This is a genomic window from Methylobacterium sp. C1, from assembly GCF_001854385.1.
GTDB lineage: Bacteria > Pseudomonadota > Alphaproteobacteria > Rhizobiales > Beijerinckiaceae > Methylobacterium > Methylobacterium radiotolerans.
The window spans coordinates 414747-436553 of record NZ_CP017640.1; the positions used below are offsets into that span (position 1 = coordinate 414747).

At 66.5% G+C, this 21807-nt stretch carries 20 protein-coding genes and 1 pseudogene; 19 read left to right on the forward strand and 2 right to left on the reverse strand.

The genetic code is table 11. From position 1 onward, the window contains the following. Window positions 1-79 precede the first annotated feature (79 nt). The gene (locus BKE41_RS01865; RefSeq protein WP_043073010.1) at window positions 80-838 is read right to left on the reverse strand and encodes a DUF2231 domain-containing protein; all 759 of its coding nucleotides are present in this window, start codon (window positions 836-838) and stop codon (window positions 80-82) included. Window positions 839-1362: 524 nt separating this feature from the next. Between BKE41_RS01865 and BKE41_RS01870 the strand changes: the two genes are divergently transcribed. From BKE41_RS01870 to BKE41_RS01905, 8 genes are all read left to right on the forward strand, one after another. Further along, on the forward strand, window positions 1363-1917 hold the full coding sequence (locus tag BKE41_RS01870; RefSeq protein WP_107645284.1) for a sigma-70 family RNA polymerase sigma factor: 555 nt from the start codon (window positions 1363-1365) through the stop codon (window positions 1915-1917). Further along, window positions 1914-2564 (forward strand): DUF1109 domain-containing protein, encoded by a 651-nt coding sequence (locus BKE41_RS01875; RefSeq protein ID WP_070998390.1) that lies wholly within the window; start codon window positions 1914-1916, stop codon window positions 2562-2564. The genes BKE41_RS01870 and BKE41_RS01875 overlap by 4 nt, the downstream gene beginning before the upstream one ends. A 164-nt stretch (window positions 2565-2728) precedes the next feature. Further along, entirely contained in the window at window positions 2729-2962 is a 234-nt protein-coding gene (locus BKE41_RS01880) for a hypothetical protein (RefSeq protein ID WP_043073011.1), read from the forward strand. Window positions 2963-3017: 55 nt separating this feature from the next. Continuing rightward, complete coding sequence (locus tag BKE41_RS01885) at window positions 3018-3422, forward strand: hypothetical protein (protein WP_043073012.1); 405 nt, start codon at window positions 3018-3020, stop codon at window positions 3420-3422. Between the two features lie 81 nt (window positions 3423-3503). Next, a complete protein-coding gene (locus BKE41_RS01890) occupies window positions 3504-3908 on the forward strand; it encodes a FixH family protein (protein WP_043073013.1) in 405 nt (134 codons plus the stop codon). Continuing rightward, window positions 3905-5437, forward strand: coding sequence for an efflux RND transporter periplasmic adaptor subunit (locus BKE41_RS01895; RefSeq protein WP_070998392.1), 1533 nt, complete (start codon window positions 3905-3907; stop codon window positions 5435-5437). Before BKE41_RS01890 ends, BKE41_RS01895 begins: the two co-directional genes overlap by 4 nt. Further along, complete coding sequence (locus BKE41_RS01900; protein ID WP_043073014.1) at window positions 5434-8595, forward strand: CusA/CzcA family heavy metal efflux RND transporter; 3162 nt, start codon at window positions 5434-5436, stop codon at window positions 8593-8595. Before BKE41_RS01895 ends, BKE41_RS01900 begins: the two co-directional genes overlap by 4 nt. Before the next feature lie 20 nt (window positions 8596-8615). Then, on the forward strand, window positions 8616-9092 hold the full coding sequence (locus tag BKE41_RS01905) for a DUF411 domain-containing protein (protein WP_043073037.1): 477 nt from the start codon (window positions 8616-8618) through the stop codon (window positions 9090-9092). 92 nt (window positions 9093-9184) lie between these two features. Here the strand turns inward: BKE41_RS01905 and BKE41_RS32535 are convergent. Next, window positions 9185-9259, reverse strand: a pseudogene (locus BKE41_RS32535) (arsenical resistance protein ArsH); the annotation flags it as partial. Between the two features lie 143 nt (window positions 9260-9402). On the opposite strand from BKE41_RS32535, the gene BKE41_RS01910 reads away from it, so the two are divergent. From BKE41_RS01910 to BKE41_RS01960, 11 genes are all read left to right on the forward strand, one after another. Beyond that, a complete protein-coding gene (locus BKE41_RS01910) occupies window positions 9403-10614 on the forward strand; it encodes a Fic/DOC family N-terminal domain-containing protein (protein WP_043073015.1) in 1212 nt (403 codons plus the stop codon). Between the two features lie 482 nt (window positions 10615-11096). Next, entirely contained in the window at window positions 11097-12056 is a 960-nt protein-coding gene (locus BKE41_RS01915; RefSeq protein ID WP_043073016.1) for an SMEK domain-containing protein, read from the forward strand. After that, complete coding sequence (locus BKE41_RS01920; RefSeq protein WP_043073038.1) at window positions 12049-12291, forward strand: hypothetical protein; 243 nt, start codon at window positions 12049-12051, stop codon at window positions 12289-12291. Before BKE41_RS01915 ends, BKE41_RS01920 begins: the two co-directional genes overlap by 8 nt. Next, on the forward strand, window positions 12281-13990 hold the full coding sequence (locus BKE41_RS01925; protein WP_043073017.1) for a DUF2326 domain-containing protein: 1710 nt from the start codon (window positions 12281-12283) through the stop codon (window positions 13988-13990). Before BKE41_RS01920 ends, BKE41_RS01925 begins: the two co-directional genes overlap by 11 nt. A gap of 225 nt (window positions 13991-14215) precedes the next feature. Further along, complete coding sequence (locus BKE41_RS01930) at window positions 14216-14428, forward strand: heavy-metal-associated domain-containing protein (RefSeq protein WP_043073018.1); 213 nt, start codon at window positions 14216-14218, stop codon at window positions 14426-14428. Between the two features lie 130 nt (window positions 14429-14558). Next, on the forward strand, window positions 14559-14996 hold the full coding sequence (locus tag BKE41_RS29915; protein ID WP_245295883.1) for a hypothetical protein: 438 nt from the start codon (window positions 14559-14561) through the stop codon (window positions 14994-14996). Window positions 14997-15505: 509 nt separating this feature from the next. Next, window positions 15506-15838 (forward strand): four-helix bundle copper-binding protein, encoded by a 333-nt coding sequence (locus BKE41_RS01940; RefSeq protein WP_043073020.1) that lies wholly within the window; start codon window positions 15506-15508, stop codon window positions 15836-15838. A 55-nt stretch (window positions 15839-15893) separates the two neighbouring features. Next, window positions 15894-16391 carry a DUF305 domain-containing protein gene (locus tag BKE41_RS01945; protein ID WP_043073021.1) on the forward strand — a complete coding sequence of 166 codons (498 nt, stop codon included), beginning with the start codon at window positions 15894-15896 and terminating at the stop codon, window positions 16389-16391. 192 nt (window positions 16392-16583) lie between these two features. Next, window positions 16584-18920: a heavy metal translocating P-type ATPase gene (locus BKE41_RS01950; RefSeq protein WP_280944530.1), complete on the forward strand. Its 2337-nt coding sequence runs from the start codon at window positions 16584-16586 to the stop codon at window positions 18918-18920. A gap of 8 nt (window positions 18921-18928) precedes the next feature. Then, the gene (locus BKE41_RS01955) at window positions 18929-19663 is read left to right on the forward strand and encodes a DUF4396 domain-containing protein (protein ID WP_043073023.1); all 735 of its coding nucleotides are present in this window, start codon (window positions 18929-18931) and stop codon (window positions 19661-19663) included. Between the two features lie 647 nt (window positions 19664-20310). After that, window positions 20311-21807, forward strand: coding sequence for a UbiA family prenyltransferase (locus BKE41_RS01960; protein ID WP_070998394.1), 1497 nt, complete (start codon window positions 20311-20313; stop codon window positions 21805-21807).

The following is a 21807-nucleotide window of genomic DNA, read 5'->3' on the forward strand; positions in this document are numbered from 1 at the left end:
TTTCGGTGAGGCGATCGCGAATGCACCGACGTGCGACGACGCATTTCGTCGAGCTGGAACCGGACCGGCGACGCGCCGGTCAGTGCGCGTGGTCGTGATCGTGGTTGTGCGGAGCGGCGGCATCCGGAGCCGCTTCGGCCTTGCCGGCGGCGGCATCGGGCGTCACCGAACCTTCCGCGGGGGCCTGATCCTGTACTTGGCCGTGCTCGTGGCTGTGCTCATGGCCGTTGGCGTGGTCGTGCGGAACGGTGGGAGCCGGGGCGGTCCCTGCCTGGCCTGAGGCGGCATCTGGCGCGGCTGTCCCGTTTGCGGGCGCGTGGTCGTGAGCATGATCGTGGGCATGATCATGAGAGTGGCCGCCACTTCCGGGATGGACGTGGTCGCCCGATTTCGGAAGCGCCATGACGCCCAGGCCGTAGCGGTAGACGTTCTCGCCGCCGAGCCAGCCCGTGACCGCGAGCGCCCCGGAACCTCCTGCGAGGAGCGCCAGCAGCGCGAAGCCCGCGCCGGCGCCCTTCCGGCGCTCCAGCCAGGCTACGCCCCCGGCGACGAGAAAGACCGACGCGGTGGCGACGGCCCAGCGTAGGTGGACGGACATGTTCGCGTGCGAGGCCGCGTCGTGCGCGACCGTGTTGTACGCAGTCCAGCCGGTGGCCAGGGTCGCGACCGTGACCGCGATGCCGATCGCGAGGTTCCAGCGGGCGGCCGTCGTGAGCGCGGCCCCGGACGGCGAAGTCCTGAACAGCGTCCCTGCGGCGAACAGCGCGCTGGCCGTGATGAGGAGGGCGATCGTGAAATGGACCGCGACCGGATGCCAGTTCGGGATCACCTCGATCATGGCCGTACTCCCAGAAAGGCTTCAATTGCGTGATGGCCGGTTTTGGCCCGGACTAGTTCGGATGCGTGAAAGGAGGCGAGCGGGGCGTCGCGCCAAGACGACCCCGCCGCAGTCGCCGGACCGGAGCAAAGGCCCCTTTGGGATGCGATCCGTAAGACCGATCATCGCGGACGGTGCATGCCGGCCGGAAGGCTCGGGAGCCCCGTGCCCGCCCCCCTCTCGTCGTGCCCGGGACGGTCTAGGGATCGGCGCCCAGGCTTGGCAATAATTCGCCGCACATGCCTGCGCGTGCGGGCATGCCCAGGGCGCTGTAACCTTTCGGGCCTCGTTTCCGGACTGACCTTCGAGCGGTGGGGCGGTTCCCTGTCGCGACCCGGCGACCGACTGCGTGATGCGGATCGTCGGACGACATATGCGCCCACGCGGCACGGCGCGGCGGTCGCGAGGGGCACTGCGGGGTGGTGGATGATGCGACGGAACTCGAGTTTTGGCCCGGCATCCACGAGCCGGCTCGCCTAGCGCAGGTGCCCCGGGCGGAGGAGGAACTGCGCGGGCTGCTCATCGCCAGCCTCGGGGGGAATGCGGCCGACTACCGGCGCTTCCTCGAGCGTCTCGGCGCGCACCTACGCGCGTACTACAAGGGCAAGCTGGTCCGTTCCGGACGGAGCGACACCGAAGCGGAGGATCTCGTCCAGGAGACCCTGATGGTGATCCACACGCGCCGGCACACCTATGACTTCACGCAACCGGTGACGCCGTGGATCCACGCCATCGCCCGGTACAAGCTCATCGACCATCTCCGGCGCACGCGCGCGTCCACGACCGACGTCCCGGTCGAGGATGCAGGCGTGCTGGTGGCCCATGACGATCACGTCGCGGCGGAGAGCTCGCACGACGTCGAGCGCCTCCTCGCGCACCTGCCGGCCAAGATGAGGAATGCGATCCGGTCGACGAAGGTCGAGGGACTGAGCACCGCAGAGGCGGCCGAACGCTCCGGCATGACCGAGACCGCGGTCAAGGTGAGCGTCCATCGCGGCCTGAAGGCGCTGGCGAACCTGGTGGGGGGTAAGACGCGATGAAGACCGACGAACTCATCGGCCTCCTGGGCAACAGCTTCGAGCAGGAGCCGGTCCGGACCCCGTGGATGACCCGCCGACTCGGGATGGCGGTCGCCGTCGGCGCCGCGGCCGCGCTATGCCTCGCACTTGTGGTGCTGGGGGTGCGCCCCGGCCTGACGCAGACCCGGCCGCTCCTGTTCCTCGCGTTCAAGTTTGCGTTCGCGGCCGCGGTCGGAGGCCTCGCGCTCCGGTATCTCGTCAGGGCCGCGAGGCCCGGCGGCGAGAGCCGCGTCCATCTCGGGGTCGCCGCCCTGCCGTTCGTCGCGGTCGCGGCGCTTGCGGGGGCGAGCCTGTCGATGACCCCGCGCGAGCACTGGCACGGCCTGATCTCGGGCCACACCTGGCTTGAATGCCTCGTCTCGATCCCGCTGATCGCCGTCGTGCCGTTCGCCGTCGTCACGTGGGCGGTCCGGCGGTTCGGGGCGCCGACGGACCTTGTGCGGGCCGGGGCCCTGGTTGGCCTCGCCTCGGGCGCGGTCAGCGCGCTCGGCTATTCCCTGCACTGCATGGACGACACCGTGCCGTTCGTCGCGGTCTGGTACGGAGGGACCATCGCGCTGTGCACGCTGGCGGGGGCACTCCTGGGACCGCGCCTGCTCCGATGGTAGCGAACAAGCCAAGGGCGTACCAAGGCGGTCGGCGAAGATGACTGGGTCCCATGGCGCCGGCCGCAGCACGAAAAAGAATTCGCGCAATGTCGTAACGATGAGCGCGGGACGTACGGACTCAAGGAAAGGAGCCGCGAGCTTCCGAGTAATGATCGAGTTCCGCCATGAGAACCAAGATCCTTCCCGTCTTCGCCGGCATTGCAATGCTTGCCGCACTGCCAGGTTATGCGCTCGCGGGGTGGATGGACAACGTCCCGTCCCGCTTCGTACCCCAGACGCACCGGACGCCGCCCCGTCCTGTCGAACCGGTGGAGATCGGCTCGGCGACCGGGTCGATCACCGGGATGCCCCAGCGTCCTTCCGCCGACCGGCCCACGCGTCCCACCGGGGACTTCTGATGCCGTCGAATCACTTGGCCTTCCGCCAGGACCGAAAAACTGGCATCGTGGGTCCGTGACGTTCTGGCTCGCCTTTCGGCGGCTGCTCCCGCTGCTTGCGGTTCTCAGCCTCGCCCTGACGCCGGTGGCCGTCCCCGCGGCCGTCGCGGGCATGCGCGCGTCCGCGATGGCGCAGGCAGGCGTCGGGCACGAGGCGATGCCGATCGCGGACCCCGCCAACATGGCGGACATCGACATGGCCGAGATGCCATGCTGTCCGCCAGTGAAGACGGCGAAGCCCGACTGTGCCAAGGCGGGTTGCCCACTGCTGGCGCTCTGCCTCGCCGGCATCGCTTCCCTCCCGCCGTCCGCGGTGTCGGTACCGGCACCGGTCGCGACGCGGACGAGCCGGGCGTGGCCCAACGCCGCGTTCTTCGCCAGCATGCACGGGCCACCGTTACCCGAGCCCCCCCGAGCTTGAACCCGATGCCGCCGGCGTGAGCGCCGGCACGATGGCGCGCGACCGCGCGCCGGCGACCATCGCGTTCAGGAGACTGCACCCGTGACCAGGAATCCCTTCGCGCGCGCCCTTGCGGCTGCGCTGCTCGGCGCCTCGATGTCGGCCCAAGCCTTGCCGGCGCTCGCCGGCATCGACGACTATCAGTTCCAGCTCGTCCAGCCCGAGGCGAAGGTCGGGGACGCGGTCCTCGCCGTCCGGCTCGTGGACAAGCGCAGCGGCGAGCCGGTGACCGACGCCGTGATCTTCGCCAAGCGCCTCGACATGGCTCCGGACGCCATGGAGGAGATGGCCACCAAGGTCGAGCAGGTGCCATCGACCGAACCGGGCATCTACCGCTTCAAGGCCCACCTCGGCATGCAGGGCCGCTGGCGACTGTCGCTGGCCGCCAAGGTCCAGGGCGAGACCGGCACGGTCGAGGGCGATCTGACCGTCCAGGCCGCGAAATGAGCCGGTCCGGATGGCTCGCCGGGGCCCTCGCCGCGTTCGCGGCCGCGGGCGTCGGGTATTGGGCGGGGCACGACGGCCCCGCCGTGTCCGAACTCGCCGGACGCGCGGTCTCGGGGCTGCCGACCGCGTTCGCGGACCGGGCTCGCGACGGGCTCGCGCATCTCCTGCCCCCCGCGGCGGGCCCCGCGAGGGCCGCCCCGTCCGGCCCGGTCGTCTACTACCAAGACCCGGACGGGAAGCCGGTCTACTCGCTCGCGCCGATGGTCACGACGGACGGACGCGAGTTCCGGGCCGTCCGCGCCAGCGAGGACGTCCGCTTCGACGGCGAGGACGCGGAGGCCATGTCCGTCGACATGGCCCCCCACGGCATGGCGGGCGACGGCCAGCCGGCCGGGTCGTCCAAGCCCGGCTCCGGCGACCGGCGAATCCTGTACTACCGCAACCCGATGGGCCTGCCCGACACCTCGCCGGTGCCGAAGAAGGACTCGATGGGGATGGACTACATCCCGGTCTACGCGGGCGAGGACGAGGGCGGCAACGTCGTCACCGTGTCGCCCGGCAAGGTCCAGCGCACAGGCGTCCGGACCGAGACGGTGGAGCGCCGGGTCGTCGCCCAGCCCGTGCGCGTGCCCGGCACCGTCGCCCTCGACGAGCGGCGCGTGACCGTCATCGCGACCCGCTCGGACGCGTACGTCGACCACGTCGAGGACGTCACCACCGGCGACCGTGTCCGCAGGGGTCAACCCCTCGTCCACATCTACTCGCCCGACATCAACGCCGCGGCCGCCCAGCTCATCGCCAATCCCGGCTTCGACGGCGCCCGGCGTCGCCTGCAGAACCTCAACGTCTCCGAGGCGGTGATCGACGAGATGGAGCGTACCCGGAAGGTGCCGATGGCCATCACCTGGTCGTCGGCCCGGGACGGCGTGGTCCTACAGCGGACCGCCATCGAGGGCATGAAGGCCGCGGCCGGCGACACGCTGTTCCGCATCGGCGACATCTCGACGATGTGGGTGCTGGCCGACGTGCCCGAGCGCGACCTCGCCGGGGTGCGGGTCGGACAGCCGGTGACCCTCCGAGTCCGCTCGGCCCCGGGGCGCACGTTCTCGGGCAAGGTCGGCGTGATCTACCCGCAGGTGAACCCGGACACACGCACCACACGGGTCCGCATCGAGCTGCCGAACCCAGACGGCGCGCTCCTGCCGGACATGTACGCCGAGGTCGAGATCGCCACGGGAACCGGAAAGCCCGTCGTGGCGGTCCCCGACGACGCGGTCATCGACACGGGCGCGCGACAGGTGGTGCTGCTCGACCGCGGCGAGGGCCGGTTCGAGCCGCGCGAGGTCAAGATCGGGGCACGCGGCCCAGGCTACACCGAGATCCGCGAGGGCGTAACGGCTGGTGATCGGGTGGTCACGGCGGCGAACTTCCTGATCGACGCCGAGAGCAACCTCAAGGCTGCGTTGCAATCGATGGCGTCCCCGAAGGCGGACGACCGGCAGGCCGCGAACATGGAGACCAAGCCATGATCGCACGTCTCATCGGATGGTCGGCCCGCAACCTCGTCCTGGTGCTGGTCGGGACCGTGTTCGCCGTCGCAGCAGGCGTCATGGCGCTGCGGACGCTGCCGCTCGACGCTATCCCCGACCTCTCGGACGTGCAGGCCATCGTGTACACCGAGTACCCGGGCCAGGCTCCCCAAGTGGTCGAGGACCAGGTCACCTATCCGCTGACCACCGCCATGCTGACCGTGCCGAAGGCGAAGGTCGTGCGGGGCTTCTCGTTCTTCGGCGTGTCCTTCGTCTACGTGATCTTCGAGGACGGCACCGACCCGTACTGGGGCCGGTCGCGCGTGCTGGAGTACCTCAACGGCGCGGCGAGCCGCCTGCCGGCCGGCGTGACGCCGACACTGGGGCCCGACGCGACCGGCGTGGGCTGGGTCTACCAGTATGTGGTGGTGGCGAAAGAGCGGACGCTCGCCGAGCTCCGCTCGCTGCAGGATTGGGTGATCCGCTTCGGGGCCTCGCGCGCCGAGGGCGTGGCCGAGGTCGCCGGCGTCGGCGGGTTCGTGAAGCAGTACAACGTGGTCGTCGACCCCAACCGGCTGCGTGCCCAGGGCATCCCGCTCAACAAGCTCCGGGACGCGATCCGGTCGAGCAACGCCGATGTCGGCGGCCGCACGGTCGAGCTCTCCGAGTTCGAATTCATGGTGCGCGGTCGCGGCTACCTGCGGAGCGTCGCTGACATCGAGAACATCGTGCTGAAGACCTCCGGCGGCACGCCGCTGCGGGTCCGGGACGTAGCCCGGGTCGAGCTCGGGCCGGACGAGCGCCGCGGCATCACCGAGCTGAACGGCGAGGGCGAGGTGGCGGGCGGCATCGTCCTGCAGCGCTTCGGCGCGAACGCCCTCAGCGTCATCGAGAACGCGAAGGCGAAGCTCGCCGAGGTGGCCAAGAGCCTGCCGGCCGGCACCGAGATCCTGCCGGTCTACGACCGTTCGCAGCTCATCGACGCGGCCATAGAGACGCTGCGGCACACGCTGGTCGAGGAGAGCGTCGTCGTCTCCCTGGTCTGCATCGTCTTTCTGCTTCACGTCCGAAGCGCGCTGGTGGCCATCCTGATGCTGCCGGTGGGCATCCTGATGGCGTTCGCGGGCATGAAGGCTCTGGGGCTCGGCGCGAACATCATGTCGCTCGGCGGCATCGCCATCGCGGTGGGCGCGATGATCGACGCCGCCATCGTCATGATCGAGAACGCCCACAAGCACCTGGAGCGGGCGCCCGAAGGCAAGCCGCGCGTCGAGATCCTGGTCGAGGCCGCCGCCGAGGTCGGCCCGTCCCTGTTCTTCTCGCTGCTCATCATCACGGTGAGCTTCCTGCCGATCTTCACCCTGGAAGGCGAGGAAGGCAGGTTGTTCGGGCCGCTCGCCCTGACCAAGACCTTCGCCATGGCGGCGGCGGCGCTCCTGTCGGTGACCCTGGTGCCGGCCCTCATGACGCTGTTCGTGCGAGGGCGCATCGTCCCGGAGCACCGCAACCCGGTGAACCGGCTCCTGATCTGGCTCTACCGGCCCCTCATCGCCGGCGTGCTCCAGGCCCGGGTCCTGACCATCGTGCTGGCCATCGGCGTGCTGGCGGCCACGGTGTGGCCGGCGCGTCAGCTCGGCTCGGAGTTCATGCCGGAGCTGAACGAGGGGACGTTGATGTACATGCCGACCACGTTGCCCGGCATCTCGGTGACGAAGGCCGCCGAACTGCTGGCGACCCAGGACCGGATCATCAAGAGCTTCCCGGAGGTGGCGTCGGTCTACGGGAAGGCCGGGCGCGCCAACACGGCGACGGATCCGGCGCCGATGGAGATGGCCGAGACCATCATCAGCCTCAAGCCGAAGGTGGAGTGGCGCCCGGGCGTGACGCTGGCGAGCCTGAAGGCCGAGATGGACCAAGCGCTGCAGTTCCCGGGCGTGTCGAATGCCTGGACGCAGCCGATCCGCGCCCGCATCGACATGCTGGCGACCGGCATCCGCACCCCTGTCGGCGTCAAGGTGCTCGGGACCGACCTCGGCGCCATGGAGAAGGTGGCCCGTCAGGTTGAGGCCGTGGTGCGAAGCGTACCCGGCACGTCGAGCGCCTACGCCGAGCGGGTCATCGGCGGCTACTTCCTCGACATCGCGCCGGACCGGGAGGCGCTCGGGCGCTACGGCCTGAGCGTCGGCGACGTGCAGGACGTCATCGCGACGGCGCTCGGCGGCCAGTCCGTCACGAACACCGTCGAGGGTCGCGAGCGCTATACGGTGAACGTGCGCTACCCGCGCGCCTTCCGCTCGGATCCGCGGGCCATTGCCGACGAGGTGCAGGTGCCGCTGCCTGCGGGGGGAACGGTGCCGCTGCGCGAGGTGGCCAAGGTCGAGCTCACGCGGGGACCGACCTCGATCCGCACCGAGAACGGGCAGCTCGCGGTCTACATCTTCGTCGATCTCGCGGGCCGGGACCTCGGCGGCTACGTCGCCGACGCGCGGGCCGCGGTCGACAGCGAAGTCAAGCTGCCGCCGGGCACGACCCTGCAGTGGAGCGGACAGTACGAGTACCTGGAGCGGGCCGAGGCGCGCCTGAGGATCGTGGTGCCCCTGACGCTGCTGGTCGTGTTCCTGCTGCTCTACCTGAACTTCCGGCGCCTGACCGAGACGCTGATCGTCATGCTGTCGCTGCCCTTCGCCCTTGTGGGAGGCGTGTGGCTGATGTGGTGGATGGGTTTCAACATGTCGGTCGCGGTGGCGGTCGGGTTCATCGCGCTCGCCGGCGTCGCCGCCGAGACCGGCGTGATCATGCTGGTCTACCTCGACCACGCCCTCGACGAAGTCCGGGCCGGCTGCCGGCGCGAAGATCGCCCGCTCACTCGGGAAGATCTGCGGCGGGCCATCATGGTCGGCGCCGTCGAGCGGGTCCGCCCCAAGATGATGACGGTGGTCGCCATCATGGCGGGTCTCCTGCCCATCCTTTGGAGTACCGGCTCGGGCTCCGAGGTCATGCAGCGCATCGCGGTGCCGATGATCGGCGGGATGGTCTCCTCGACCGTGCTGACCCTCGTCGTGATTCCGGCCGTCTACGCGCTGGTGAAGGGGCGCGGGCTGCCGCAGGGTGCCGCGGAGACCAAGGACGAAGCACGGATGCCGCTGGCCGCCGAATGAGGAACCGACAGGAGCAGACGATGAGATCTTATGTGACGCCGTCCCGGCGAGCCGTGCTCGCAGGCTTGGCGGTGGGACTGGCGGTCGGGCGGTCCGTAGCGGCGGAGGGATTGCCGACGGTCGCAGTGACGAAGGACCCGAGTTGCGGCTGCTGCCGGAAGTGGGTGGACCATCTGCGCGAGGCCGGCTTCACGGTGACGGTGACCGAGGGAGCCGTGAACCCGGTCAAGGCGCGCCTCGGCGTGCCGCGGGACCTCGCCTCCTGCCACACCGCTGTCGTTGATGGTTACGTCGTCGAGGGACACGTGCCGGCCGATGCGGTCAAGCGGTTGCTGGCGGAGCACCCGAAGGGTACGGGTCTGGCCGTGCCAGGCATGCCGGCCGGTTCGCCCGGCATGGAGGTCGAGGGCATGGTGCCGGACACCTACGAGGTCGTGCTGTTCGGGCCTGACGGCCGGACGACCTTCGCGCGCTACCGCGGCGGCCAGGCGATTTGAGGCGGTCCGGCGGCATCGATGCGGGATGTGCGCCAACGCTCGGCGAACCCGACGTGGGCGGCGACGGCCTTGAGGCGTCCGGGTTCGCGATCCTAGCGATCGGAGTAGCGGGCGACGAGGCGATCGGCCCATCCGCGGTTCAGCAGCGTGAACTTCATCAGCTCCTTGCCGGTTTTGAGGACGGCGGTCGACCTGCTGTACGGCAACAGCCGGAAAAGCCATATCAAAGCGCTCTACGGCGGCTAGTGTTGTGGCTTTTGGAAAAAAACCATAATATGGCTGGGATAGTGACGCCATAGGATGGATTTTTGTGAAGCGGGATCACCTGATCCACGCCGTGCGGCAGCGCTTGGTGCGCCTACCGGCCCCGCACGACAGCCACTACGGCGTGGTGCCGATTTCCCCACCGGAAAACCATGTAACGCTCGACGGTGCGTTGGACCGCCTCGTCGCGGCCAGCGCCGCCCTCGGGAAGGTGCAGGCCATCGCACGGGAGATGGCCGACCCGTACCTGATCAGCCGCATCCTTAAGCGCCAAGAAGCGGTGAGTTCGTCCTCCATCGAAGGGACGAACAGCACGCTAGACGAGCTCCTCGTCGTCGAGGATGCCGACGAGGACGGTCGGTCCGAGGTGCGGCAGGTCCGAGACTATGCGCAGCTCTTGGACCGTCTGCTGCCGGACGCGATGGAGCGTGGCTACGAGGTCTTCGACCTCGACTTGATCCAGCGTCTGCACGCGGAGGTGATGAGGTCGGATCCGGACTACAAGGATGAGCCCGGCGAGCTTCGCGACAGCGTGGTCTGGATCGGCGGCAAGGGCCACATCGCCTACTCCACGTGGAATCCCCCGCCGCCCGCCCAGGTCCGCCACTGCCTTCTCGAAACCATCGACTACCTGCGGAACGAGGGCATGCAGTCCATGACGCAGAACCTCGTGGTCCGCATGGCGTTGGCGCACGCGCACTTCGAGGCGGTGCACCCGTTCAGGGACGGCAACGGTCGCGTCGGGCGCCTGCTGCTGCCGCTGATGATGGCGGCGGAGGGCCAAGTGCCCCTGTACCTCTCGCCCTACATCGATGCGCACAAGGACGACTACTACGCGGCCCTGAAGCGCGCGCAGCAGCGGCTCGAATGGGAAGCCATCGTCGGCTTCGTTTCCGACGCGGTGGTTGCCACGGTGGACGAGTTGCTGGTCACGCGCGCGGCACTCGCCGCGCTGCGCGCGGACTGGTCCGGGCGCCGCAAGTTCCGCAAGGGCGCGGCCTCGACCCGCGCGCTTGAACTGATCACCGACCATCCCGTCCTTACGGTCAAGCGCCTCGCCGGCCTGCTCGACGTGACCGTCGCGCAGGCCAACCAAGCGGTCGAGCAACTTGTCGGGACCGGGATCCTTTCCGAACGCACGGGCTACGCACGCAATCGCATCTTCGCCGCGACGGAGGTCCTCACCATCGTGAACCGGCCCTTTGGGCATCCTCCCGCGCTTCCGGTGGAGCACGAGGAGGCGGAGCCAACCGATTAGGTCGAGTCCTTCGGCTTTCCGGACTGAGGCGTGCCTACCTAACGCTCTTGGAGGCGGCGAGCCGGGACGTGCCGGCCACCGACGGCTTCCCGACCGGCCACGAGATGGTGGACACTGTTTCGCGCCGCTCGCGGCCACGCCTGAACTCTCCCGGGCCATCGAGACCGCGCACGCCTGACGGCGCCTAAGTGTCGACCAGGTTGGCAGCCGCGACCGTGCGGGCCGGCCATTCGTCCTGACGGTCGCCGTTGCGGCAGGAAGCATCCGTCGCGAATTGGCGCGGGCGTTCATCGACGCCGCGGAGACCTTGGGACAACCGAACCCACTAGGCGTCGAAAGCATGCCGGCCGACGAAGAGGCTCGCTAGGTGAGTGGCATCTCGGCCTTGAGCAGCGTCTTCCATAAAACAGCATGATTGGCGTAGCTAAGGTCGCGTTACACCGCTAGAACTCGTGAGTTCCAGGCGACCTTCTGTCCACACCATGAACCGCGCAAGCCTCCTTGGAGTGATCTCGCACTATCTGGCGCACTTGAGGGTGTCGGTTGGGCAGCTCAATAGCCTCAACCTACAAGATATCAACGTTCATTCGGAAACATTCTTTCGTGACTTTTTGAACCTTGCGCTCGGATATAATCTCAAGAACATCAACATCATCGAGAGGAACGCACGAGCGATTGACCTCGGAGATGAAGACGAGCGCATTGCCATTCAGGTGACCTCGACCGCGGAACTCGCAAAGATCAAGCATACCCACAAGGGCTTCGTAGCGAGCGGTCTCAATGGCAGATACGACCGGTTGGTGGTCCTGATAATCGGAGAGAAGCTCCGATACCGCGAGTTGGCCCTAGGCGGCGAGGGCGTCTTCAGCATGTCGCTGGTGGACGATGTCTGGGACATTCACGAACTATTGAGGAAGGTCGCCGATCTTCCATCAAGCAAGCTTGAGCGCTGCTGCGACTTCCTGCGCAGCGAATTGGCCATCGTCGAGCCCCGACAGTCGAACGAGGTTTGTACGCTGATCCGTCTCATCGAGGTTCTCAGCGCCGCCGAGGAAGGGATTCTGGCGGGCGACAATCGGGAGGACCCGGATCCCGATAGGAAGATCCGCGACCGCTTCGCGGATCACGCTGCGTTTCTCGAGCAGCAGTTCGTCGACCTGCACGAGATATATGGACGCGCGCTGGCTGAAGTGAATAGGCATGCCGACCTCGGACACGTGCGTGTCCGCAAGCTCCAGGTCTACCTCATGAATTGGAGCGACCGCGTCCTTAGCGAGCTTGGAGGCGATCCCAAAGCCGCACTCGAGGCGCTGGCCGGGAAGGTTCTCAGGATGATGGGCAGCAGCGAGGTTGCCTTCGACGATGGCGCCATCCGATACTACCTCATCAACCAGTTGATCGCCTGCAACGTGTTCCCGAACAAGCGCGCGCTCGATGCCTAGCATCTTTCTAAAAGACGAGGCCCTCGAGAAATCGCCCGCGATCGTCGGGTTCGAGATTGCACGTTACATCAAACAATCCGGCAAGGGCCGCATCAGTATCTTCGACGTGGTCGAGCGCTTCAAGCGCGAGAGTTGGTTCGCCTGGAATTCGTTCTTCTATGGCATCACCTTTCTGTACGCCGTCGGCCTCATCGAATTCGAAGAGCCATATTTGATCGCCCGCGATGTTGATTGAGCGCCTCTTCACCGAGCCGGCCACCATCGACCCGATCGTCTTTACACCGGGGATCAATGTGATCCTTGGTGAAAGCGATGCCACAAGCTCAAAAAACAACGGCGTCGGCAAATCGCTCTGCATCGAATTCTTGAATTTCGCCTTGCTCAAACGCAAGGGGGAGAGCCGAGTGGCCAAGATCCCGCGGGAGAGTTTCGACCCGCGCACATTCATCTGCGTCGATTTCGAGCTGCATGGGATCCACTATACCATCAAGCGATCCCTCGAAGAGGCAGAGCACCCTCGCATCATCGTGGACGGACGCGAGACGGTCTACGCGAAGCTCAAGGATGCGACCGACTTCCTTACAGGCAGGCTCTTTGCCGACCAGGAGGCGCAGGTGGGGTTTCGGGAGATGCTGGGGCCGCTAATCCGCGACGAACGATCCGAGTTCAAGTCGATCGTATCCTGCTTCGACACCAAGGCCCGCATCCCGGACAACTACGCTCCCCACCTCATGCTGCTGGGCATCGATCTCGACATCTACCGTGCCATCAAGGGGATCCAGAAGGAACTCGATGCGATCGCCATCGAGGAGGCTCGCATCAAGGAGAGCGTGAAGCTCGTCCGCCAGAAGAACCTGGACGACGCCCGATCCGACCTCAATGCCCTCGACGAGGAGGTCGAGACGATCCGTCAGGGCATCGATGCACTGGAGAACGCCCCGGCCTACGACATCGTCAAGGGCGAAATCCTGGAGATCGAGGACCGGATGTCGGAGCTGCGCCGTAGCAAGGACGTGCTGGTTCGGCGCTCTGCGAACCTGGCGCCGATCGCCCTCGAACCCGGCATAGACGGCGACGAGATCCGCGCCTTCTACGATCAGCTTCGCGCCGGTTTGGGTGCCAGCATCGTCCGCGAACTCACGGAAGTGATCGCCTTCAAGTCCAAGATCGAGCAGTTCCAGCGCCACCTGCTGGATGAAAAGTCGAGAGTGGTGGACGTCGAGATCCGAGGACTGAACAGACAGCTCGCAGAGCTCGACAGGAGGTACGCCAAACTTACTGCGGTTCTCGACCAGAAAGGGCAGCTGCGCAATCTTCGCCAGACCTACGCCTCCTTCCAGGCCAAGAGCGATGAGCTCGGACAACTTAGGAGTTTCTTCAGCCGTTACGACCAGCTGCTGATCGAACGGCAGACCAAGAGGTCTGAGATCGAGGCCGAACGTTTGGCGTTGCAGGCCAGCATCTCGGCCGCCGCGGAGCGCCTGCGATCTTTCGAACGGACGATCCTCACCATCCACCAGTTCATCCAGGGCAATCGTAAAGCTTCGTTCGCGGTACGGACCACTTCCCGAAAGCACGTTGTCGACATCGTCCTGCGGATCGACGATGACGGCAGTCATAGCGTCGAGAGAGAAAAAGTCTTCATCTACGACATGGCGCTGTTGCTGAACGAGTACACCAAATCACGCCATCCCGGCATTCTGGTTCACGACAACATCTTCGATGTGGACGACGATACCCTGCAAAAGAGCTTGGAATTCGTGCTCACGCGCGCAAGGTTCGACGACGACCAACAATACATCCTAACGCTGAACGTCGACCGCATCGAGCATGCCCGAGAGGAAGTATGGTACTACGAGCTTGAACAGAGCGTCAGAGCCTCTTTTACCAAAAGCAATCGTTTTCTCAAAGCTCAATATCAGGAACTTGGCTAGGATCGACTGCTCGGATCCGGATCATCGGAACTCTGCCATGATCGCCTCGAGGCTGGTTCCGCCGCGCGCCGGCCCTGCACAGCTGCGTCCAACGCTTCCGTCAGCTGTCGGGGGACGGGGCTCGGAGCGAGACTGGTGCCACCTGCCCTTGCGCGCTCCCGGGTCCTTGACCTTCCCACCGTTGGAAGCCCCATTTGTGTTGGACGCTACAACGAGGAGTGCGTCATGTACCGCTACAAGGTCGACAAGATGGGCTGCGGCGGCTGCGCCAAGTCCGTGACCCGCGCCGTCCATGGCATCGAGCCGGACGCCCGAGTCGAGGTGGATCTGGGGGCCAAGCTGGTGACCGTATCCGGCGCCGCCGGTCCGGCCGACTGCATCGCCCAGGCCATCGCCGCCGCGGGCTACCCGGCCGAGACGCTCGGCACGATCACGTGAGACGGCCGGTGGGCAACCAAACCCGGCTGCGCGCATTCACGTGCCAGGGGCGACGCCGCCCCGGCATCCGGGATCGAGAACAGCGATCGGCATGGGTTGCGACAGGCTTATAGTGCGTTCGATGGCGGTGATGGTCCTCGCGATCATCGCCTTCGTCGCGCCGTTCGCCGTCGAAGCGCACGAGGGGCACGTCCACTGCGCCGGCCACAAGCGCGCGGTATCGGTGGTCTCTACGGCGTCCGCTTCCGAGGAGAACCTAGCTCCCGCCGCGTCGTCGCGCATCCCAGAAATGCCGGTGAAGCTCCTTGCAACGCCCCGCCTCCAGGCGGCGACTGGTCGGCCGACCGCTTCGCTTCGGGCGGCCGGTGCCGACCGAGGCTGCTGCCCCGGCGCCTGTAAGCGCGGCTGCTGCGGGGCGATGGTCTGCGGCACGGTCGGCATCGTCGCCGGAGCCGCATCCCTGGTCGCCCCCGTATTTCGGGCGGCCGTGCTGATCCCGCACGACCTTCCCGGTCGCGCGGGCATTGGCCCCGAGGCGCTACGCAAGCCACCACGAACCCTCGCGTGAGATGAGGCGCGCCTGAGGCGCGCGACGCCCGAGGTGCGACCGCCAACATGGTCCGCACCCGGACATCCTGCCGCGAGGCCTCCTTGTGCATGCCGGAACGTCCTTCCGCCTTCGGCGCGTCGGCGCCGTTTGAGGCCGCCCCAACGGACCGCATTGGGGTTCATGCTTCACGTCGGCATGGCCGGGTCGGGTTCAGCGGCCCCAAACCCGCGGGCGGCGTGCGCTCCGGCTTGCAGCTCGGGAGCTGCCAGGGATCGAAGCCTCGCACCCTCCCGGCATCCCGGCCGTGCGGATCGTGAGCGGCTCGGCCCGGCCCGGCCGGCATCGGTTGTGGTGCATCTCCGCTCCCGAACCACGCCGGCTTAGGTGAGATTATCTGGAAATATAATTTTGAACTTAACACGATTGTGTAGGTTGAACTGCCGCGATAACTGCAATACTGTTCTTATATAAGGATGGTATATTAAGTCTCGCTTTGAGGAAGCTCTATCAAAAAGAGGAGATATCAAATGCATCAGATGTCGAGCGAGATGCAGTCCTGCATCGACGAGTGTCTGCGATGCTACCAGACGTGCCTCGGCATGGCCTCGAACCACTGCCTCCCGACCGGCGGCAAGCATGTCGAGCCGAGTCACCTCCGGCTGATGCTGGCCTGCGCCGAGATCTGCAGGACCTCGGCGCACTTCATGCTGCTCGGGACCTCGCACCACAAGCACACCTGCGCCGAGTGCGCCGACGTCTGCGAGGATTGCGCTCGCAGCTGCGAACAGGTCGGCGACATGCAGGCCTGCGTCGAGCAGTGCCGCCGCTGCGCCGAGAGCTGCCGGAAGATGGCCGCCTGAACTTTATGGGGCGGCCGAGCCGGCCGTCGCCATTCGTCCACAGAAGGAGATCGTCATGCGCGTTCCTACACTGACCCTAGCTGCGACCCTGGCACTGACTGGAGCGGGCACGGCCCTCGCCGCGGACCACGATCACGGCTCCAACGATCACGGATCCATGCAGGCACCCTCGTTCGAGCTGCCCGCGGCCTGCACGGCCGCGTCGGCCGGCAAGGAGGCTTCGATGAAGGCTATGCAGGACCACATGTCGATGGCGATGCAGGGCATGTCCGGCCGAGCGACTGACACGCAGAAGGGCCTGCAGCACGCCATGATGCAGATGAACGGCCCGATGATGCAGGGCATGATGGCCGGGGATCCCGACGTCGCCTGGATCTGCGCGATGATTCCGCACCACATGGGTGCCATCGCCATGGCCCAGGTCGGGCTGAAGAACGGCGACAATCCCGAGGCGAAGAAGATCGCCGAGAAGAGCATTCAAGAGCAGGAGAAGAGCATCAAGGAGCTGACCGCCTGGCTCGACAGGAATGCCCGGAAGGAAGGCAAGCAGTAACCCCGAAATATTGCCTGTCCGTGGCCCGTCCTGCGCCGTCAGGCGCGGACCACGGACAACGAAGTCGCGCGAAGGCCACCCATGACCAATTCGTCGGAAACGCATCCCGCCACGGCGAACCACGCCTGCTCCGGTGGGCACCGGCACGACCACTCCGGTCACGCCGCCTCGCACGCGCACGGCAATGCCGGCATGGTGGCGAACGAAGCCGGCGCCCGACGCGTGAAGGACCCGGTCTGTGGGATGACGGTCGACCCGCACGCGACCGAGCACCGGGCCGAGCACGACGGCCATCCCTACTACTTCTGCTCGAACGGCTGCCGGGCCAAGTTCGAGGCTGACCCGTTCCGCTACGTCGATCCAGCCCAAGGGGCGACGAGGACCGAACCGGTTTCCGAGAGCTCGATCTACACCTGCCCCATGCACCCGGAGGTCAGGCAGGTCGGGCCCGGTTCATGCCCGATCTGCGGAATGGCGCTCGAGCCGGCGATGGTCGGCGCGGACGACGGCCCGAGCGAGGAACTCGTCGACATGACGCGCCGGTTCTGGGTCGGGCTGATCCTGACCGTGCCGGTGTTCGTGCTGGAGATGGGCGGGCACCTGTTCGGCCTGACGGAACGCCTCGGCCAGCAGACCTCCAACTGGATCCAGCTCGCGCTCGCCACCCCGGTCGTGCTCTGGGCCGGCTGGCCGTTCTTCGTCCGTGCTTGGCACTCCGTTCTGTCCCGCAACCTCAACATGTTCACCCTGGTCGCCCTTGGGACGGGCACGGCCTACCTCTACAGCGTGGTGGCGACGCTAGCCCCCAGGCTGTTCCCCGAGGCGCTGCGCGGGCATGACGGGGCGGTGCCGGCCTACTTCGAGGCGGCCGCCGTCATTACCGTGCTCGTGCTCCTCGGGCAGGTGCTGGAGCTCCGAGCTCGCGAGAGCACCGGCGGCGCCTTGCGGGCGCTGCTCGACCTCGCGCCGAAGACGGCGCGGCGCGTCCGGCCCGACGGCACGGACGAGGAGGTGCAGCTCGACGCCATCGCCGTCGGCGACCGCCTGCGGGTGCGCCCCGGCGAGAAGGTGCCGGTCGACGGCGCGGTCGTGGAGGGCCGCAGTTCCGTCGACGAGAGCTTGGTGACGGGGGAATCCATGCCTGTCGCCAAGGAGGCTGGCGCCTCCATCATCGGCGGCAGCCTCAACCAGTCCGGATCGCTGGTCGTCGAGGCGACAAAGGTCGGACGCGACACCATGCTGGCCCGCATCGTCCAGATGGTGGCCGAAGCCCAGCGCTCGCGCGCGCCAATTCAGCGCCTTGCGGACCACGTTGCGGGCTGGTTCGTGCCGGCGGTCATCGGCGTGGCGGTGCTCGCCTTCCTCGCCTGGATGGTCTTCGGGCCTGAGCCGCGCTTCACCTTCGCGCTGCTGGCGGCGGTGGCGGTCCTGATCATCGCCTGCCCGTGCGCGCTCGGGCTTGCCACGCCGATGTCGATCATGGTCGGCGTCGGTAGGGGCGCCGGGGCCGGCGTCCTCGTCAAGAACGCCGAGGCGCTGGAACGGATGGAGCGGGTCACGACCCTCGTGGTCGACAAGACCGGCACGCTGACCGAGGGCAGGCCGGTTGTGACGCGGGTGGTGGCGGCCGAAGGCTTCGACGAGGACTCGGTGCTGCGCCTTTCCGCGAGCGTCGAGCGTGCGAGCGAGCACCCGCTCGCCCTCGCCATCGTGGCGGCCGCCGGGAAGCGCGGGATCGCAACCGCCCCCGTCACGGACTTTGACAGCCCGACCGGAAAGGGCGCACTCGGCACGGTTGAGGGCCGGCGCGTCGCGCTCGGCAACGTCGCCTTCATGAGCGAGCAGGGCGTCGACGTCTCGACCCACGACGCCGCCGCCGACGAACTCCGGCGCGACGGCGCAACAGCGATCTTCGCAGGCGTCGACGGCCGAGCGGCCGGGGTCATCGCCATCGCCGACCCGGTGAAGGCGACGACGGCGGAGGCGCTCGCCGCGCTCCGAGCCGAGGGCATCCGGGTGGTGATGCTGACCGGCGACAACCGCACGACGGCCGAGGCGGTAGCGCGCCGACTCGGCATCGAGGAGGTCGAGGCGGAGGTCCTGCCCGACCAGAAGGCCGACGTAATCGAGCGCCACAAGGCGGCCGGGCAGGTGGTCGCGATGGCCGGCGACGGCGTGAACGATGCCCCGGCGCTGGCGGCGGCGGACGTCGGCATCGCCATGGGCACCGGCACGGACGTGGCGATCGAGAGCGCCGGCCTCACGCTGCTGAAGGGCGACCTCCTCGGCATAGTGCGAGCCCGGCGGCTGTCGCGGGCGGTGATGGGCAACATCCGCCAGAACCTGTTCTTCGCCTTCATATACAACGCGGCCGGCGTGCCGGTTGCGGCGGGCATCCTCTACCCGTTCCTCGGCATCCTGCTCTCGCCGGTCCTCGCAGCGGCCGCCATGGCGCTGTCGTCGGTCAGCGTGATCGGCAACGCTCTTCGCCTTCGCGCGGCGAAGCTCGACCCGTTCTCCGCTCGCTAGGAGTACCGATGTTCCCGATTTGGCTTCATGCCCTCTCAATCGCAGCGTTGCTGCTGGGTGCCGCCTGCTCGCTGCTTCTGTCCGTGCAGGTCATCCGCCATCCGCAGCACATGGCTGTGATGAACGTGGTCTGGCCGGTCTCAGCGCTGTTCGGAACGCTGGTCGTGGTCTGGGCCTATTTCCGCTACGGACGGCTCGCAACCATGGAGGCGCACCACCACGCCAAGGAGCGGGGTGAGGAGCCACCGAACATGACCGGCACCCCATTTGCGGTCATGGTCGGCAAAGGCGCGCTCCACTGCGGCAGCGGCTGCATGCTGGGCGACGTTGCCGCGGAGTGGCTCGCATTCCTGGTGCCGAAAGTGGCGGTGTGGTTCGGTTGGCACTCGCTCTTCGAGGAGAAGATGTACGCCGTCTGGGTGCTGGACTTCGTCTTCGCCTACGCGCTCGGGATCGTGTTCCAGTATTACGCCATCGTGCCGATGCGCGGCCTCTCGCCGGGCGAGGGCGTCGTGGCGGCCGTGAAGGCGGACACCGCCTCGCTGATCGCGTGGCAGATCGGCATGTACGGTCTCATGGCGCTGGTGCAGTTCTGGCTCTACCCGCATCTAGCCGGGCAGCGGGCACCGGTGAATTCGGTGGAGTTTTGGTTCGCCATGCAAGCTGCCATGGTCGCGGGATTCCTGACCAGCTACCCGGTGAACTGGTGGCTCGTCGGCTCTGGCATCAAGGAGCGGATGTAGGCCGACCGCCGCCTACCGGCGGATCAAGAAGAGGTAGACGAGGATCGCGCACGCGGTCGCCAGCATGGCGATCCGGTAGCGGACCTCGTCGCGGGGGGGCGGGCGCGGGTCGGGCCCGGCGACGGCCAAGCACGTCGGGCACCTCGACGCATTGGCGCGGATCGGTCGCCCGCAGCGGTCGCACTTCGACAGGAGCATGGACGCCTGCCCGCCGGCCCGAGCCGGAACAGCACGCGGAGTCGCAAAGGTCCGGCAGCGGTCTCGCCCACGGCGACCTTCGGGACCGCCGCGCCGGTCCCGGTTGCTTAAGTATGGCTACAAGTTCGTACCGCGAAGTACGTCCTTTGGCTTAAGAGCCGCCCCAGCAGGAGCGGCAGGGGACACAACCGCGGCAGGGCCATTTGGCTCGCGATGTGCCCCTATTGAGCTGCATCAAAGCTTTCGCCGGAGGCGTTTCGGATCCTCGCGTTGCGCCGAATGCCTTGAGGTCATCAGAAGTCTATATGGCAGACACATACTATCCACCGTTCATATGTGGAGAGACGCTATTCCAGTTACAATAGGAACATATTCGTGTACCGCCAAAGAATACGTTTCCTTCCTTGAAGGAGCCGTGTCGAGTGCGATCCGGCTTCGGAGGCGAACGAATGCTGACGGCGCAAATCGACCCGGCAAACACGGTGGTCACGACGGCGGAGTCGACAGCGTCGACATCCTACCAAGTTCCACTGATCCTAGATCTCGATGGGACGCTGCTGCGCGCAGATGTCCTTTACGAGAAAGCCCTGTCCCTCGTTCGGGCAGACCCTCTGAACATCTTCAAAATTGTGTACTGGTCCCTTGGTGGCCGCGCCTACCTGAAGCGGCGGATGGCACAAGATGCCAAGCTGGACATAGATACACTGCCGGTCAACGCTGAGTTGATTGAATTTGCGCAGACCGAGGCCAATGGCGGCCGGCCGGTACATATGTCGACGGCGACCGACAACGTGACGGCCGCTCAAATCGCTCGACGATTTCCGTTCATAACGACAGTCATCGCGAGTGACGGTACGACAAATCTGAAGGGGCACGCCAAGGCGGCTGAGCTCGCTCGCCGCTTCCCGATGGGTTTCGACTACGCTGGTGACAGCAGAGCTGACCTGCCCGTATGGCATGCTGCCCGGCGGGCCATAGTGGTTGAAGCATCAAGTCGGGTCGAGAAAGCAGCTAGTACTGTCGCGAATGTCATTGGTATCTTTCATCGACCTTCTTATCTAGGGCCACTCATCGAAAGCATGAGACCCCATCAGTGGGCTAAAAATGCTTTAGTTCTGGTGCCGGCTGTTTTGGCTGGGCGTATCTTCGACGTTCTCGCGGTTTGGCAGCTTATAGTTAGCTTCATAGCTCTGAGCTTGATTGCCTCCGCAACATACATACTCAACGATATCTGGGACGTCGCTGACGACCGTCGGCACTGGTCGAAAAGGAACCGGCCGCTCGCCAGCGGGCGATTGCCCATGGCTGTCGGCTTTGCAGCAGTCCCGATCGGCTTGGCTGCCGGCTTCGCTCTCGGAGCGGTCGCCGGGCCCAAGGTGGTCCTGATGTTGGCCTGCTATACGGTCTTGACGCTCTTTTACTCCTTCTACGTCAAACGCGTCGTTCTTCTCGACGCGTTGACGCTGGCCCTCTTGTTCACGCTCCGCCTGGCCGTCGGCACGGTCGCGGTCGCGGCCAAGGCGTCACCGTGGTTGTTCGTATTCTCGATATTTCTGTTCACATCGCTGGCACTAGCCAAGCGACACACGGAGATCGCACGCGCCATCGAGCGTGGCACGGCGAGAATCAACGGACGCGGCTATTTCGCGGCAGACCTGCCGCTGGTTCTCGCGGCGGGTGTAGCAGCAGGTACATCAGCGCTTCTTGTCCTCGTGTTCTACATTATCAACGACGCGTTCCAGCAGACTTTCTACGGCGATGTCGCCTGGCTTTGGGGTTTCCCGGTTGCACTCTCTATCATCGTGGGACGGATCTGGGTCGCCTGTCAGCGTGGCGAGTTGCAGGACGATCCGGTTGTCTTCGCGTTGACAGACAGGCTCGCGCTTGCGGCAGGAAGCGGTCTCTCGGTCTGCTTCGTGCTGGCCTGGGCCGGTCTTGCGGCCTGA